This is a genomic window from Terrimonas ginsenosidimutans, from assembly GCF_022012415.1.
Taxonomy (GTDB): Bacteria; Bacteroidota; Bacteroidia; order Chitinophagales; family Chitinophagaceae; genus Terrimonas_A; species Terrimonas_A ginsenosidimutans.
In genome coordinates, this window is record NZ_JAKLTR010000003.1 from 82813 (window position 1) to 101316 (window position 18504).

6 protein-coding genes are annotated in these 18504 nt (G+C 45.2%); all 6 read left to right on the top strand.

Translation table 11 applies throughout. The features are described 5' to 3' along the window. The first annotated feature begins 5 nt into the window (after nt 1–5). Nucleotides 6–695, top strand: coding sequence for a hypothetical protein (locus LZZ85_RS05545; RefSeq protein ID WP_237869411.1), 690 nt, complete (start codon nt 6–8; stop codon nt 693–695). Nucleotides 696–1565: 870 nt separating this feature from the next. Then, nucleotides 1566–6002, top strand: a complete 4437-nt coding sequence (locus tag LZZ85_RS05550) for an AAA domain-containing protein (protein WP_237869413.1) — start codon at nt 1566–1568, stop codon at nt 6000–6002. Nucleotides 6003–6234: 232 nt separating this feature from the next. Continuing rightward, nucleotides 6235–6783 carry a peroxiredoxin family protein gene (locus tag LZZ85_RS05555; protein WP_237869415.1) on the top strand — a complete coding sequence of 183 codons (549 nt, stop codon included), beginning with the start codon at nt 6235–6237 and terminating at the stop codon, nt 6781–6783. A gap of 591 nt (nt 6784–7374) precedes the next feature. Next, complete coding sequence (locus tag LZZ85_RS05560) at nt 7375–9579, top strand: coiled-coil domain-containing protein (protein WP_237869417.1); 2205 nt, start codon at nt 7375–7377, stop codon at nt 9577–9579. Continuing rightward, a complete protein-coding gene (locus LZZ85_RS05565) occupies nt 9570–10679 on the top strand; it encodes a hypothetical protein (protein WP_237869419.1) in 1110 nt (369 codons plus the stop codon). Before LZZ85_RS05560 ends, LZZ85_RS05565 begins: the two co-directional genes overlap by 10 nt. 40 nt (nt 10680–10719) lie before the next feature. Next, entirely contained in the window at nt 10720–18504 is a 7785-nt protein-coding gene (locus LZZ85_RS05570; protein WP_237869421.1) for a PA14 domain-containing protein, read from the top strand.

Consider the following 18504-nt stretch of genomic DNA (forward strand, 5'->3'; position numbering starts at 1 on the left):
TTATTATGTATAATACGCGACCAGGCTTATTGATCGGCTTTCATGGATGTGATAAGGTGCTACAGCAGCAGTTGCTTCTAGACTCAACTTCAATCCCTATATCGAATAACCCGTTTGACTGGCTCGGGCATGGTATGTATTTTTGGGAGAATAATTATGATAGAGCGCTCGAGTGGGCGATTAAAAAGTGCGATGGCGGTGATAGGGTAAGCGAGCCAGCTGTGATCGGGGCTGTAATCGATCTTGCTCATTGTTGCGATTTGTTGGATGATCATTTTATCAGAATGGTCAGCCTCAGCTATGATCTGATGGCAACAGAATATGCTTCTATTGGTAGATCGTTGCCTGTAAATAAGGATGCAGCAGGTGATCCACATAGTGACAAATTAATACGATTTCGCGATTGTGCTACCGTTGAGTTCATGCATAAACGTTTTCGGAATGCCATTGCGAATCAAATCATTTCCGAAGGCTATACTTCGCTCAAGCCTTTCGATTCAGTGAGAAGCGTTTTCCTGGAAGGAGGCGAGGCTTATCCCGGAGCAGGTATTTCTGCTAAAAGTCATATTCAACTCTGTATCCGAAACCCCAATTGTATTAAAGGCTTTTTTCTTAAACGAGACGGAATAGATTTTCTCCAACACGAAGTTTCGCGGACTGGTGTGAAAAACTTTCATGATCTACGTTCCCGTTAGACGCCTTCGCCTCCCTGTTGTGCAGTATTAAGATTAGGTAGAAGAATGGGGCCGGGAGCAAAATCTGGCAGATGGGGCTTTTGAATGTTCCAAAGGTTTCATAGGTTCTATAGGTGTTATAGGTTGCATAGGTTTTATAGGTTGATATCTTGCAAAGATTAGAAAGTCCCGGGCTCTCGGCCTTACCGGGGTTCGGGTTAATATACCCGTCGCGGGCTACGATCCAATTACCGCCGCGCGCGCAGCAAGAAATGGGCATACGACAGCAATCGCATTGCTGCGTTTGACTGTCGTCGCCCACTTTTCAATTGTATCATTTCCACAATTCCTATCTCATTCTTCCTTTTTTTGATCCTATCAACAATAAAAAAACGCACCGCCCTTTTCAGGACTGCCCTCCTCCACCAGTCCTGAAAATGACGGTGACTAAGAAATTTCTCTGCTGTAAATATCGCTGTACGCAAAAGGGAATCCATGGGAAAAACACAGGATCTCCGGGGAAAATAACGGAAGTATCACGATGAATAGACGACCGATAAAGCTGAAGAACCAATACCCTAACTTTTCACATTGATCCGCAGAATACCGAACCGTTTCGGAAGGCACACTATCCGCGATATCTTCAATTTCTCCGCCTGCCGGAATTGATCGAGGTCTTCTTCTCTGGTCCTCCAAATGTCCCCGGACCGTAAAAACGCTCCTCAAAGTATTCGCCCCGCCAGCTACCCGATCAGCCAATTGCCGGCCACCGGAACTACACTCTTCCGGCGCCCAAAATATCCTGCTATATTCCTGCCTCCCCGCACAATAACTATTAACCTTCGCCTTGCACGGAAAATCCTTATTTTACTTTTTGTTACCCCCATCGTTATGACAGATATCGTGTTTCTCAAAGCCCTCCGCGACAAGCTAAAGGGAGGCAATGCAAGATCCATTCATCTCAACTCCCTTCCCGGGCGTTATGCCGCACGGCTTGACCTGGCAGAGCTGAATTATATTGAAGACGGACTCGCTGATAAATTCCTGCAGCTTTTGTTTTCAAAAGCCAATTTTGAATTCAAGCTCAGTTTTGACCAGATGGACCTGAACTCTATTGCTGAGGATGAACAGAAACGGCTCGGCTTGCTGTCCAAGCGCCTTGATTCAATTTTCTTTGAAAATGAGGACAATTTCAAAGAACACGGTACCAAAACCTTTGGTTTCGGTTATCCGCTTATCATCAAACCCTCCAGGCAAGACCCGAAGAAGATCATCAAAGCACCACTTTTTATCTGGCCGCTGGAGATCTATAAATCGATGAACAAAGTCAATACATGGTCCGTTCTGCGCAACAAACAAAAGAATGAACAAGGTAAAATTGTTGATGAGGATATTCATTCAATCGGACTCAATGAAGTATTAGTCTCATTCGTAAAAACAGACGAGAACATCTCTATTGCAAAGATCAATGAGGAATTGTTGGATGATACCGTGATCGACCGGCTGGAATTGATCGATACCTGCATCGCCGTGCTGGAATCAATGAATGCGGAAAGCTCGCTCAATACACGTCAGTCGCTACAGGAAAAACTGGATTCGCCAGTGGCTCCACTTCCCGAAGCAAAATGGCTCGAATCTGTTACCGGTAATAAACCCTGGATCCACTTCGGAGGCGTCTTCGGCCTGTTCCGTTCGCAAAAGGAAAGTATTATCACGGATATCGACAGGCTTATCGAGCGGTTTGATGATTTTTCCTTCGACGATCTTAGTGTCGGACTTTCCGGCAAGCCATTCAGTGCGATCGAAACTGACCCAACACAACAGGAGATCCTCAATTCCCTGACCATTCAGCCCCGTAAGATCATACAGGGCCCGCCCGGAACTGGAAAAAGCCAAACGCTGACGGCGCTTATCACCAATGCAATGGATAACGGATTGAAATGTCTTGTCGTTTGTGAAAAGAAAACGGCTCTTGAGGTGATCAGGCAGAACCTGCATAAAGAAAATCCTCAGCTCGCGGAACTCGCAGCTTTGATAGAAGATATACAGTCGGACCGTGATGGGATCGTTAACTCCGTCCGCGAACGCATCAATGCCTCGAATGCCCACGACTATTTCAATCAGACAGGTTATACAACAAAACAGGATGCCCTTGCGGCATCTGTCACATCATTGAATGAACAACATGCCGCTCTTGAAAGAAAGATTTTTCAGGGCAAGAGCTGGACGGAAGTAGTCGGTATTTATCTGCAAAGATCAAAAGGCTGCGATCCTGCTGCATTAAAAGGGTTGATCGATTATCGTTGGTTCAGTTTTAGTAACACAAGTGCAGAAGTGCCGGAAACACTGGCTTTACTCCAAAAAGCTGAACCACTGTTCAGGCAATTAAGTTCAGAAGCTCATCCCCTGGAAATTTTACATGACACTATTTTCGGCCGTGATAATTTTTATGGCTTTCGGGTAGTTGTTGAGGAGCGGTCAGATGATCTTATCGAAAGAACATCCTTATTGATAGGAGATCTTAAAGCCCATCGGACCGGCGCGGATGAATGGCATCAGAATGTCTATCCTTCTTACGCGGGTTACCTTCGGAAAGCTATTGATGAGTGGTACCCATTTATGTCCGGTACTGTTCTATTGCCGGAAGACCCACTGCCCGGATCGCTGGACCTGGAATCCATTTGTTTATCATGGCAAACACAAGCGGAACCGATCATCAGGTCCATGCAAAGCCAACTGACCGGTTATCACCAATGGCTTACGAAACACTATGCCGATTACTATCTGCCATTGCGTAGCGAAATTGATGCATACCTCTCTTTCTTTGCTGAACATGTTTCGATATATGGAGAAAAGTTCTATCGCAACAAGCCATTCGATCAAATGCTGACAAAGTTTTTCGGCATATTTTCCAAAAGACAAAAATTGCTCAGGCAGGCAAGGCTCGATGCTGTTCACCGCTTGTCAAATGTGGTCGGTGCATTTGGACGCCAGTCATATCTCAGTCATGCATTTCCCCAAACAGAAGAACTGCCTGACCTGAAAGTGTTGCACGATAATATCCTTCAGCTGAAGCAGCAGGCAGATGCCTGGTATGGCCGTATTGAAGAAGTGATTGAAGATTATGTTCATCGTATGAATGCCCATAGTCTTCATGAACAATATCAAGAGCAGAAGGAAGTGGTGGCCACTCAGCAAAAGCAGGTGTTGGACCTGGTGGATCATCACAACAGCATCATCAATGATGCAAAGATCGATGCGGGAGATACATTAGGCGATCATATGGAAGCGTTAGCAAAGGTTGCAGATAAATCGACAGCTGTGCAGCTGCTTTTACAGGAATTCCGAAAGTTTTTCTCTCAGCAGAAAACGATAAGTGAAGCGTTTGTAAAGGATCTGCATGAACTGAATGATTCGATTTCAACACCTCCGCTTTTTCACGAGGGAGGCATAGTGCCGATGAACAGCGAAGCATGCTCCGGATGGCTGAATGCACAACACCAATCGGGACAGCTCCTTCGTGAACAAATTGAAACAGCAAGGGATTACTATGAATGGAAAAATTTCTTTGTAGCGTGCACTGACCCTCAAAAAGCAATAATCAGGGGTTTCATTGCATCGGGCTTGCAGGATTGGACACTCCAATTCGAAAGCTGGTATCTGGGCCAGGTGCTTTTGCAAAACGAGAATCGTGATCTTCCGCGCAATGACGAGCGGATTGAAAATTACGTGCGTGCCAGGGCGGAGTTCAGGAATGTTCAGGTTAAAAGCATTCTTCATCGCTGGCAACAACGGCAGCAGGCATCACTTCACCGCTCAACCTATGCCGGTGTAAATCCCACTACGCTTTTTAATAAGCGCGGATCAAGAGGAGAACGCAGAAATTCCCTAAGAAAGATCATCAATACTGATTTTGAACTATTCACTGATTTTTATCCTGTCGTAATGGTGAATCCTACAGTTTGCAGTTCCATATTGCCTTTGCAGGAAGGGCTGTTTGATGTGGTGATCTTTGATGAAGCCAGCCAGTTGAGACTGGAAGACACATTCGCCGGGCTTATCCGCGGCAAAGTAAAGATCGTTTCCGGCGATAGTCAGCAAATGCCGCCATCATCTTATTTCCAGGGCGGTGCTGCTATTCTTGACCCGCATGAAGAAGAAATAGAATTGGCCGAAGAGGAGGAGCTCATGCAGGCAAAGCATAAGATTGATAACTCTTTGAATCTCGCGGATAGTGAGTCTCTGCTTGTATTTGCGGAGAATAATGGTTATCGCCAATCGTATCTGAAAGTTCACTATCGTTCACAGCATCCGGCGCTGATCGACTTTTCAAATCATGCATTCTATGGCCGGCGTTTACTTCCGATGCCGGCAAGGACAGCCTATACACCCATCGAGTTTGAGCAGGTGAATGGAGTTTATGACGAACAGGTGAACCATGACGAAGCGCGAAGGGTGATAGAGATCCTGCTGAACAGGATCCAGCCGCTGTCAGACGGACGTTATCCATCGGTCGGCATTGCCACGTTCAATCTCTACCAGCGAAACCTGATACTGGCGGAGCTGGCAAAAGCGCGTCAGCAAAATCCTGAACACGATAAAAAGATCGAAGCATTCGGATCATCTCTTTTTGTGAAGAACCTGGAAAATATCCAGGGTGATGAGCGGGATGTGATCATCATTTCCACCACATTCGGGAAAAACAAAGAAGGGAAATTCCGTCAATCCTTTGGTCCGATCATCCAGCGGAATGGGTATAAACTGCTCAACGTAATCGTAACCCGGGCGAAGATGAAAGTATTTGTTTGTACGTCTATCCCCGAGGAAAATATTCAGCAGTATCCCGTATTGCTTCAACAACTTCGAAATAACGGAAGAGCCGTTTTCTATGCATATCTCGCTTATGCAAAAGCAGTGCATGAAGGCAACCTGGAACAGGTGGCATCAATACTTGCGCAGTTGTTTGATAACTGTGAGAACAAAGTTTTCGATGTTGCTGGGATGGCAGGCACGGAATCGCCTTTTGAAGAAGAAGTGTATGAGCAGCTCGTCGAGAAACTCGGCGCGCATCGTGTCAAACAGCAATACCAGGTGGGCGGGTTCCGGGTCGATCTGATGATTCTTCCGGAAATACCCGGCGGAAAGATGATGGCGATCGAGTGTGATGGCGCGAAGTATCACAGCAGCAGGGAAGCATATGCATGGGATTCATTCAGGCAGCAGGAGCTGGAGAAGCAGGGATTCATCTTTCATCGGTTGTGGTCCACGAATTGGTGGATCTCGCCTGAAAAGGAATTGCAAAAGCTCCTCCGTCTTTCTGGAATTTAACGATCAGGTTATCTTATTACGTCAAACTTTTTTTCATTTCTCAGACGTTTTCTGATAACCTTATAATTATGAGACCAATTCTAACCTTTTTGGCTACGATTCTACTCTCTTCTTTTGATGGATTCTCGCAAGAGAATTCCGGTACTAAACTACGGATCAGTGGCACGCTGGAGCATGTACCAGATACAATTAAATATATCTATTTCAGTCGTGCGGGATATAACCAGACTCGTTGGGAATAGCAACGGACAAAGAAAAAAACATTGCTGAACTGAAAGGGTTCTACGAAGGCCTGCCCGGGATATACAAAAGCGCATATTACGGACGGAGGATCAAAAAATTGCTTTATGACGAAACACTATCCCTGGGAAAAATGGCCCCGGACTTCAGCTTGCCAGATACAACCGGCCATGCTGTCTCTCTTTCCTCATTCAGGGGCAAATATGTTTTTCTTGATTTCTGGGCGAGCTGGTGTGGCCCATGCCTGAAGGAGAATAAATTTATCAAACAAGCGTGGCAGATGTATAAAAATAAGGGACTTGTTGTGCTGGCGGTAAGTATCGATTCTCCGGAAAGCAAAGATAAATGGCTTGGCATGATCAGAAATGACCAGCTTCCATGGGCGCAGGTGATCGACGATGAAAACAAGATCAAAAGAATGTACAAAGTAGTAAGCATTCCGAAAAATTTTCTGCTTGATCCTGAGGGACGTATTATTGCGAAGGACCTTAGAGGAACAAGGCTGGATGCTGCGTTAGCGAAAGTATTTGAACGCGAATGAAGCCCGACAAATGCAAGTGATCCGAATATGTCGACAATCTTCAGAGAGTTCGCTTACCACCGGAAGCCGGTTGATCAAAACCTTGTGATAAAATTTATAAGAAAGCAACGCGAACTTAAATCTGTGCCGGATGAAATGCAAAGCAAAAGCCTCTTGCGCCGGGTGAGTTTCTCTTCTGTTTACAAAAATCTCCAAACACATATCCCGGTTATATTTTGCCATCTTCAATTTGGGTAGATTTTTTCCTGATCGCCTTTACCATTTGTATTTATTCGTGTTTAATGATAAACTTATAAAATACACTAAGCAGTTTAATCTTAATACTTAAGAGTTATCTCTTAATTATTGAGATTGTTTTTATTTTTTTGTTACGCATGCATTTTAATTAAAGGACATTTTCTATTTTCAGAATGTTAATCACCGCCAAACCACCGAACCCATTTTCCATCTGCTATGAGGAAGCATTACCTATGCTTACTAGCGTTATCGCTATGCCTTGCAACTACCTGTCTATCGCAGGATAGATTGCAGGACCCTCTGTCGGATACTGTCTTCTACTTTTACAGGATATGCAAACAGCCCGAGGCATTTATGATCCCGCGTGCGGTTTCGAAAGCACCACGCCAGCTTTCATCCGGCAAGGAACAAAAACAGAAGAAGGGACTTTTTTCAGTCAGCGGCGAACTCGGTTATCAACGCTTTTCAAGAACTTCTCCTTCCGATGATCTCTTATTGATCAACTCATCTTCTGATATTGCTACTTTCCAGGCTGGGATTATTGTGAAAGAAACTTATCCAGTTACGCTTCGTGTACGTTATAATGATGCGAGGCCTTTTCAGTTGGACAATCAATACGAGGTGAACCTTTCGTTTGATGAAAGAAATTTCCGTCAGATCCTGCAGGACAAGATCCGCGCTAAGATCACTGACGATTTTTCGCTTCAACAGAAGAAACTCATTTCGAAATATGATACGCTGTTCCGCGAATACAGTCAGCACAAGCAATACCTCGCCAGCCCTGTATATGCGCAAAAGGCATTTGAGGAAAAAATGAAAGCTGCGGCGAATGAACGCATGCCCGAGATCCCGTCTGTTGATGATCTCAAAAATGGAGTGCCGGCTGTTCCTAAATCTATTAATGATCTTGTAAAAAATAACAAACTACTCAATACCTCTCTGCCAAAAATACCAGGGATAGATCTTCCTGCTGATAAGCTTGATTCGTTGAAAGCGAAAGCTGACCCCTTACTGACAAAAGCTGATTCGCTTATGTCGAAGATCGTCAGCAAAAAAGAAACGCTCCAGGATAAGCTTGAACGCAAACGTGATTCGCTTGAGGCGATGGTGCAAAAAGCAGAAGATAGCATTGCAGGGATCAAAAGAAAATACCAGCGGACCATGGATTCGGTGAACAATGAAATGGCTCAGCTGAAGAATCCCGAAGAGCTGCAGGAATACGCAAAAAAGAAACAATTACTGGATTCACTGGAGAAGCCTGGTCTTCCGTCGCTCTTGATGAAGTCAAGTGTCCGTTTTGGAAAGTTCATTATGAATCAGTCTGAGCTAACCATCAATAATATTTTCATGAGTGGCGCGAGTATCAAATACGGCAACGAGCGGTTTATCATGTTTTCCGGAGGTGCATATGATTTTGCCTTCCGGGGTTTGTTCAATTTCAGGAATGACACATCACGGTCAAGAATGACGACGGTTTTTGCAACGAAGATCGGTATTGAAAGAGGAAAGGATCTTACGGCGTTTAATATCTATAGTGGCCGCAAAGTGAAAGACGCCTCACTTCGTTCGGAGCTGAGAACAGTGGCAGGATTTAGTGTGGAGAAACGCATGGAGCTCAACAGGAATCTCACCGCGGCACTTGAGATTGCGAAATCAACTACCCGTGAGCTCACTGCGGGTTCAAAAGATCAGCAGGTGTTGAAAGATCTCTTTACGAGTTTTAATTTCAAAACCATCGGCGCATACGGCAACCTGAAAGCATCATTTCCCAAGACAAGAACAGATGCGGAAATTACTTACAAATACTGGGGGCAACAGTTCGAATCATTCAATGCAAGCCAGTATTTCAATCCGCAGAACAGTTTAGCGGCGAAACTGAGCCAGCCCTTTTTCCGGCGTAAGTTGTTTGCGTCAGCCGGACTCCGGTATACAGATTTTACCACTGCAGGTATTTCCAGTAATATCCATAGTAAAACACTTTTTGTTTCAAGCAATCTGACCTTACGCCTGAAGAGGATGCCGGTGGTAAGTCTCGGCTATTATCCCGGAAGCCAGTTGTATGTAGTGGACCAGCAGAAACTGTATGAATATTTCTATCATATACTGAATGGAACATTGAGTCATCAGTTCAGTATAGCGCGTTTGCCAATGCAAACCACCCTCTCTTATAATAAGTTTTTCAATCGCTATAGTGATTCACTCGTCAATAGTTCCAATGAAGCCTATAGTGTATACTGGACTGCCTGGAAAGGAAAATTCACCTGGATGGCTAATTATTCGCGGCAGGACATGGATTCGAGTTTGTTGAATACCGTTGAAGCCGGCCTGAGCTATTCGGTTGAGCGTTTCAAGCTTGGCGGTTCATTAAAATGGAATCATGTTGACCAGGCAACTGAGTATGGCTACGCAGCTAATATCAGCTGGGCGATCAACAAGTTTGGAACGATCAGTTTGTTATATGATCGTTCTTATCTCCCGGATCGTTCGGGTACATTCATTCCCGTTCGTACCGCGCAATTACAATTCATTAAACCATTAAACTTTAAGATATGGCAATAGGGAAGCTGAGGCGTTTCCTTTTTATCGCGCTCACCTGTTTTTGCGGGACTGCAGCCGTAAAAAGCCAGGTGATCATGATCCCTGAAGTGCAAGCCGCCGGTGTGATCATCAAGCAGCAGGTATGGTCTGTGATGATCAACAATCTTTCCGGAATGTCAAGGCAGGTTACGTTGCAGGTTTCTATCACTGATCTGCAGGCGTCGCAGCCATTGCTGGAAGCGACCTCCAATATCTTCACACTGGGCACAGGTTCACGCCGGGTGAGCTTCAAGGATCTTTCACCGGTGAATTATTCTTTTGCGGCGGCGGGTTTCAGCGCAGACCGCCAGCTGAATCAGCCATTGCCTGTCGGTGAGTACACCATCTGCTATCGCCTGACGGATATGGGAAACAAGACTGAAGTGATTGCCACTGAATGTGTCAAGATACTTGCTGAGCCGTTATCGCCACCGCAGCTGATCCTTCCTGAGCCGGCCGCCGTCCTTCTGGATAAACGCCCGCTGCTTACCTGGGCCCCACCCGCCCCGGTATATATGTTCACGAGTCTTTCCTATTCGATCATCGTATCACAGGTATTGGATAAGCAATCCCCGGAAGAAGCGATCCAGCGGAACATTCCCGTGATGACCACATTTGCAACGAATACTTCGGTGCCGTATACGGCATCTTTTACGAATCTCGAATCCGGGAAAACGTATGCCTGGCAGGTTGCCGCGATGGATGGGAACAGGTATGGCGGGAAGAGTGAGGTATGGACGTTTACGGTGATGCCGGATTCGGTGAAGCAGATCATTTCGAATACATCATACACAAAGCTGACCAGGGAATTAAGTGCTACAGCAATCGTTCATCAGCGAATCCTTAAAATGGAATATTCAAATTGGTTGACAGATTCTGTTGTGTCAGTTTCGCTGAAAAGGAGGGGGGAGAATAAAAAACCTTTTCGGTTCAATGTAAAAATACACGGAGGACAGAATTTCATTGAGTACGATCTGAATGGTAAATACAAGTTGGAAGATGGGGCAAGTTATGAGCTGGAGTTAATAAACAGCAGGAAAGAAAAATGGTATCTCCGATTTGAATCCAAAAATTATTTCTAAAACAATACAACGATACTTAAGCACAACGTAAAGAATTGATATGATAAACGCACTGAACCGATACAGAAAGCATGTCGCCTGGTTATTGTTTTTATTGATCTATGGTGAACTTGCAGGAACGTTGTATGCGCAGAACATGCAAAACCGTGCAATCCGTTTTACTCGTCCTGCGGATTATGTTGTAGCTGCTCCTGCGAAACTATCCCCAATGTTAATGCCGGAGCCTGCTCCAATACCTACACCAACTCAGGATCCACAACCTTCGTTGCCACCCGAAGATATAAAAGAAGAACAAGCTGAGTTTATTGGCGGGCCTGGTCAGCCGGAAATGAGCTCTTTCAGGTCGGTAAGTGCTGATAATATGGTGAATTTGTTTACAGGAGATTTCTCTTATAGCATTCCACTCCTTGATGTTGGAGGATACCCGGTCAACCTTTTCTATAACGCAGGTGTATCGATGGATCAGGAAGCAAGCTGGGTGGGTTTGGGATGGAATCTTAATCCGGGGACTGTTAACCGTAACATGCGCGGCCTTCCGGATGATTATAACGGAGTGGATGAAGTCACGAATGTTCAATCAATGGGCTCAGATCTGACAGTCGGTGTAAGTGGTCAGAAGAACTTTGAGTTTGCTGGTAACTCTGCTTTCCCCGGTGCTTTTACAGGCGGTATCTTTTATAACAATCGTCGCGGACTTGGGATAGAAGGAGGGCTTTCAGGAGAGTTTACCGCGCATCAATCCATGACGATCAAAAACAAAGACGAAAAAACTGTTGATGCGTCAATTCCGACGGTAGGTGTTGAAGCAGGTATTACATTAAACTCGCAATATGGAATGACGTTGAACGGAGGGTTCTCCGTTTATGAATTCAATAAGAAAAAATATAACCAGTTTGGTTTAAGCACATCGGTAGGGTATAACTCAAGACAGGGGTTAACAGATCTGAAGATTGCAGGAGAATATCGTACTTATAAGGAAATTGAAAAAAATGCCGGTCTCGCTCTTGTAGGAGACGGCAATATGAACCTCAGCACAAGTATCAGCTTTGCCCGCGCAAGTTTTACGCCAACGATCAGGATGCCGGTGACGCGTGTGAATCAATTCTACAAGCTTAAGCTCGGAAAAGAGAAATTAGCCTTCTTCTCCAACGCGGAAATTAGTGGTTATCTGAATGAAAGCCGTATCGATAACAACGATAAAATCCAGACCAAACCTGCCTACGGTTACATGCACTACGAATTGGGCAAGAATGATAAGGACGCCTTGCTTGATTTTAACCGGCTTAATGATGGAACATTCACATCCAATAAGCCAATGATCTCTATGCCGGTTTATACGCATGACGTATTTACTATTAACGGTGAAGGTACCGGAGGTTCTTTCCGGGCATATCGAAATAACCCGGGGTATGTAAGAGATAACGAAACAAAAAGTAAAAGTTCAAGCTTTACAGTTTCTCTTGATCTTGGTCCGGGTAAATTTTTTCATGGAGGAACTATTCTCGGAGGGATTTTTTCTCCGGCAATGGTGGAAGAGTGGAAGGCAAATAACCTGTTGAGAACCGCCACAGCGTTCAGAGGCACTGACGGATTGCATCAGGGTGTATATTTCAAAAATCCCGGAGAAAAAGCCATCATAGATGAAGCATATTACAATAGTGTGGGGGGTGATCAGCTGATACGCCCTTTTCTCACATCCATTAACTCACCTTCACCTCTGCTGGCAAGTGCTTACCAGGTTTATAATAAAGACAGGGAGATAGAACGTATCGCCCCGATCACTTCCAATGTATTTCGCAAAGAGAGGGATAAACGTACACAGGTGATCTCTTACTTCACGGCTGAAGAAGCTGCTGACATTGGTCTTGACAAGAAGATTTATTCTTATAAAGATGATGTGTTCCCGGTTGGAACTTGTACAGATCCTTTGATCAAAACGCCGATAGACCGTTATAACAGACTTGATCCATCTTTTTACCGTAAAGGACACCATATTTCACAGGTGAATGTGCTGGAAGGCGATGGCCGCCGGTATGTTTATGGAATTCCGGTATACCAGGTAAAGCAAAAAGAAGTTACATTCAGTACGGAAGCTACTCCTTCAAACCAACTGATCACTTATTCCGGGAATGACAACTCTATTAAAAACGATAAAGGAAGAGACCACTATTTCCAAAGCCAGGAAATGGGTGGCTATGCGCACTCGTTCTTGTTAACCGCTATTCTTTCTCCTGATTATGTAGATGTGCTTGGTGACGGTCTTACGGATGACGATCTGGGTACTGGTATCAAATTCAATTATAACCGGGTCGATATGCGCATGGGGCGACTCGGCAGATTCTGGAACACGTTTAAATGGAGAATGCCGCTGGGCCAAAATACCGCCAATTTCAATGAAGGCATGAAAGCAGATGCCAGAGACGACAAGGGGATGTACACCTATGGCGAAAAAGAACTTTGGTACCTGCACTCCATTGAGTCAAAGAACATGATCGCAACGTTCAGGACATCTGTACGTAAAGATGGAAAGCAGGTCGTTAATGAAAACGGAGGTACTGCCAGTAATATTCAGGCCTACTCTCAGAAAAAATTAGACCGGATAGATCTTTATACAAAAGCCGATCTTCTTAAAAACCCAACCACTGCAAAACCTATCAAAACGGTACATTTCAGCTATAGCTATAAACTTTGTACCAGCTATCCGCTCAACGGAGAGGTTGGCGTAGATGGCGGTAAACTCACGCTTGATTCAATCTGGTTCAGCTTTAATGGAAATCAGCGCCAGTCAAGAAACCGTTACGCCTTTAAATATGCTGCTGATAAAGGAGCCATTTCAGCAAACCCTTCTTACAATTCCAGTCATAACGATCGTTGGGGAAATTATAAGCCAAACACGGGGAATGATAATAATATAAGTAATGCCGATTTCCCTTTTGCTGCGCAGGATCAGACAAAAGCAAATGCATATGCGTCAGCATGGAATCTGGAGAAGATTCTTTTACCCGGTGGAGGCTCGATGAATGTTGAATACGAATCGGATGATTATGCATTTGTTCAGGACAAACGGGCTGCACAAATGACAAAGATTGCCGGGTTTTCAAAGGGGCCTTCACTCACGCCGACATATGATCTATATTCTTACGCAGGTGGCGGCGCCGATGTTAAAGCCGCTGATCACCGGTTTGTGTTTTTTGATGTTCCGGAAGAATTAACCAATAAGACACAGATCGCCGAGCTATACCTGAAAGATCTTAAGCAATTATTACTGAAGTTATCAGTGGAGATGCCTAAAGGAAATATCGGGATTCCCAAAATGCATGAAATGATAACGGTTTATGGAACGATCCAGAATTATGACATCGTTCCTGGAAATAATCACCGTTTCTATATTGAGCTCGAGGAGACCGGCCGCGGCAGCAGCCCAATGGTTGAGACGGCGATGCAGATACTGAAGGATCAGTTACCACATCGCGCATATCCTGGTTATGAAGTAAAAGGCAACGGCCTAGTACAGGTAGTTCGCGCGGTGTATGGATTTTTACATGCATTTTACCAGGGCATGGCAGGTTTCGAAACAACGATCAAGGTTGCAGGTGGATGTAAAAAAGTAGATCCGACATATGCCTTCGCAAGATTGTCTAATCCGAATCTTAAAAAGCTTGGAGGCGGCCATCGCGTGAAAAGGGTGGTGATTGCAGATAACTGGTCAAAAATGACAAAGCGGGGGAATGAGTTGGCAACAGGTCTTCCTGATTCATACTATGGCCAGGAGTATGAATATACAAGAACCGAAGAGGTGAATGGATTGCCGGTTGTTGTGAGTAGTGGCGTAGCCAGCTATGAACCTGGTGTCGGTAATGAGGAAAATCCATTCCGTGAGGTATTGAAATACCAGGAGAAACAGTTTCTTGGTCCGACTGATCATAGCAACGTGGAGTTGCCTGTAGCAGAGACGTTCTTCCCTGCTCCGTCTGTGGGTTACAGTAAAGTGACCGTAAAAAGTATCCATAATAAGAGCACTAAACGGATCCGTTCAGGCGTAGGACGCCAGGAAACAGAGTTTTTCACTACACGTGATTTCCCTGCATTTTCTGATTACACCAACTTCGATCCGCAGAGCCGCAGGCTGTACCGACCTCCGTTCCTGAACAAGATCCTGAACTTTAATAAGAAAGATTATGTGACGCTGACGCAGGGTTTCCGTGTGGTGTTGAATGATATGAATGGCAAGATGAAATCACAGACCAGCTATCCGGAGAACGAAGAGAAAACACCGATCAGTTCTACAAAGTATGTCTACCGAACGATTGAAACCGGTGATAATAAAATGCAACTGGACAATGTGCTGCCTGTTATCAGCGGCCCTGATGGGATTGTAACACAAAAGCTGATAGGAAAAGATATTGAGGTGATGAATGATTTCAGGGAGCATGTGTCTTACACCTATTCCCGTCAGATCCCGCTGAACGTGGACGTATTCCCGATCGGACCATTCCCGGTTGTATTACCAAGCATTTTCAAAATGGCATTCCGTGATGAGTCGATGTACCGTTCGGCATCAACGCTGAAAGTGGTGAATCAATATGGCATTCTCGACAGTATCATCAATAATGATAAGGGAAGCATTGTAACGACAAAAAACCTGGTGTATGATGCAGAAACAGGTGAAGTACTGGTCAGCCGCACCAATAATGAGTTCAAGAAGCCGGTATATAAATTTAGCTATCCGGCATGGTGGGTGAATTCAGGAATGGAGCAGGCTTATCGGAATATAGATATGGTGTACAGGGGCGTGTTCTTCCGGAATGGTAAGATCGAAAACCTGAGTCCGCAGCAAATGGCCACTTTTGAGAGTGGGGATGAGTTGTATGTAACGATCGATAACAGGGATCCGATTGCCGAGTCGATCGGCTGTATTATCGGCGGATACCCATCAACTATTGCTCCAGGTACGGCGAACCTGATCTGGGCGGTGGCATTGAATAAGGATGATCGCAATGCGGGAAGCAATGAATTCATTTTTCTTGACAGAACGGGCCAGCCATTCAATGCGAAAAGTGCAACGATCCGGGTTGTCCGCTCTGGTAAACGCAATATGATCGGCGCATCTGTCGGAAACATTGTGTCGATGGAAAATCCGGTAAAGGAAATAGAAGAAGGTGTTCACCGGCTGGTATTTAACGATAATACCGACGTGTTGAATGCGGGCGCAATGGAGTTCAGAGAAAAATGGCGCGCACAGCAGATGTTCTATACAAAGGATTCATTAATGACAATTACCCGTCAGGCACCATTGCGAAATGCTGTTGCTTCTCTGACCAACTGGCGCGTAATTAATCAGTATGATGCAAACAATGGAACACCGCAGGTTCGTCACGAGATCCGACCGCCTTATGTGCTCGCCCGGCACAAAAGTTTTGGTACGAGTAAGAAAAAAACTCATGTACGCGATAGAAGCTATATGCTATTTGATATCTCGTCAATTCCTTCAGGGCAAACAATTTACTCGGCGAAGCTCAGTTTGAGTGCGCATACCGCCAAGCCTAATGGGCCATTCGTAGATCATTCCTTCTTCGGCGAGAATAAGCACAATAACGCGTCACCGCATTACCGTGATATGGAAGTGCCAATTGGGCTTTATAACTTCCGACTCAGCAGAACCCTTTCTGGCTGGCCGGTTGATAATGACAATAACGCCTGGATGAACATGCTTTCGGATGAGGGCGGCAGAGGCGATGGATTTGAAAGAATAGTAACAGGGCCTGCAACTTCAACACAAAGTTATGAGCAGGGGACGCCGACCGATTCAAGAATTGATATTACTACACTGTTCAAGGGAATGTATCGTGATAAGAACGATCCCGCCAAAGGCTATGCTTCAGGTATCGTAATGCGTATGCTGTATGATACGAACTGGAACCGAATCATGGAAAGACGGGTATGCTTCTTTCCAAACGCTACCAGCGGTGAATATTCCGTCTCTCCTTATATCGCTGTCCAATATTTTAATTGTTCAGAGGCCTACGGCCTGCCGGGTAATCCGGCTGGCCCGCCTCCCGGCCAACAAACGGTTCCCTGCGTAAGCCAGGAGCTCGTGACGCTATGTTTATCTGTTTTCAACAAAAAACAAATGAACCCTTATGTAGAGGGAGTACTGGGCAACTGGAGAAGCCTGCGCAGTTACGTCTATTACGGAGAACGCAGAGAGTCTGACCCTGTCCCCGGCACCGATATCAGTAAAATGGGTGTGATCAAGCTCTTTGAGCCATACTGGACATTAGCTGCAAGCAACGCTGAGAAAATAGTACCGAGTGGCTCAGCCAAATGGACCTGGAATTCTGAAGTGACCCTCTACAACCGCAAGGGTGCAGAATTGGAAAACCGCGATCCGCTTGGACGTTACAATGCAGGTATCTACGGATATCTCGAAACACTTCCACTTGCCGTAGCGAACAATTCCAAATTAAGAGAATCTGCTTACGAAGGCTTTGAAGATTATGATTATACGGATAATCCATGCCCTCCTTATTGTAATCCTTATCCACGTCATTTTAATTCAGGTATAGATCCGACAATGAGAGTAAGTAATCAGGCTCACACCGGTAAGTACAGCGCGAAGATTCCACAGCAGACCACTTACACAATGCCGCTGAGAGTTACGCCGGATGATGTAAATACAAAGCCTGATGTCATGATCCGCGTGCTTAAAACACCTTATGATAAGGTAACTGTTACGCCACAAGGCACCGGACTGACGGCAATTTATCGTAACAACTTTGACTATAGCGGACCTGCGACAGTAACAGTTCCTGCTGAAACAAGATTCTACCATAACATCACCTACGAAAGGGATGGATTCAGACCGCCGACCTGTACGTCAACCTTGCCTAATGGTATCAACTGCACCTATTCGTCTGTTGAATGGAATGGTTACCTGCAGGTCGCCACGTCCGGCACCTATAAGTTTGATGCTACCATGTTCGATGATGAAGCGGCCGTATACATCGATGACAACAATGATGATGTTGCGGAGAAAGTATTGTTCTTCGGTAATATTCATGGTACACATATAGTCGAGCCTGTTAGTCTGATTGCCGGGAAAGCCTACAGGATCAAATTCTTGTTCCGTAATGGTGCAAAAGAAGGCTTCGTGAATTTTGTCTGGAAAACCCCTGATGAAAACGGCGTATTCAGCGAAAGCAGACCATGGCTGCCACTCAACCCGCTTAATTTCTATCCGGTTGGACAAAAAGCTGCTGCTGAAAATGCAATTGATACGGTGACCTATATCTGTGAAAAACCAGATACGATCCAGGCAATAAAAAATCACCTTATCCAGCCCTTCAGTATGGTGCCAGGCTCCAAGATGGTAGCAAGCGTGTGGGTGAAGATGGGTGAAAATGATTGCCTGTGTCCTTCGTATGAGGGTCAACTGCTGCTGAACATCAATACATCATCAACAGGCGAAACGATCGGTCAGCTGCGGCCAAAAGAGCGGGTGATCGAAGGCTGGCAACAGTACGAAGGAATCTTTACGGTGCCGATGTCAGGAAGCCTGATCATTGAGTTCAATGCAAACGCGCCAGGGAAAGCATTATACTTTGACGATCTCCGGGTACATCCCTTCAATGGTAACATGAAGTCCTTTGTATATGATCAGGTCACGCTCCGTCTTTCCGCAGAACTGGATGAGAACAACTTCGCCACATTCTACGAATATGATGATGAAGGAACGCCGGTAAGAGTTAAGAAAGAAACAAAGAACGGTATCAAAACGATCAAGGAAACCCGCAGTTCACTGCAGAAAAACAATATTGAATTATAA

Coding starts and splice junctions, on each gene's coding strand:
- LZZ85_RS05545 (WP_237869411.1), top strand. CDS start 6: ATGTATAATACGCGACCAGGCTTATTGATCGGCTTTCATGGATGTGAT.
- LZZ85_RS05550 (WP_237869413.1), top strand. CDS start 1,566: ATGACAGATATCGTGTTTCTCAAAGCCCTCCGCGACAAGCTAAAGGGA.
- LZZ85_RS05560 (WP_237869417.1), top strand. CDS start 7,375: ATGATCCCGCGTGCGGTTTCGAAAGCACCACGCCAGCTTTCATCCGGC.
- LZZ85_RS05565 (WP_237869419.1), top strand. CDS start 9,570: ATGGCAATAGGGAAGCTGAGGCGTTTCCTTTTTATCGCGCTCACCTGT.
- LZZ85_RS05570 (WP_237869421.1), top strand. CDS start 10,720: ATGATAAACGCACTGAACCGATACAGAAAGCATGTCGCCTGGTTATTG.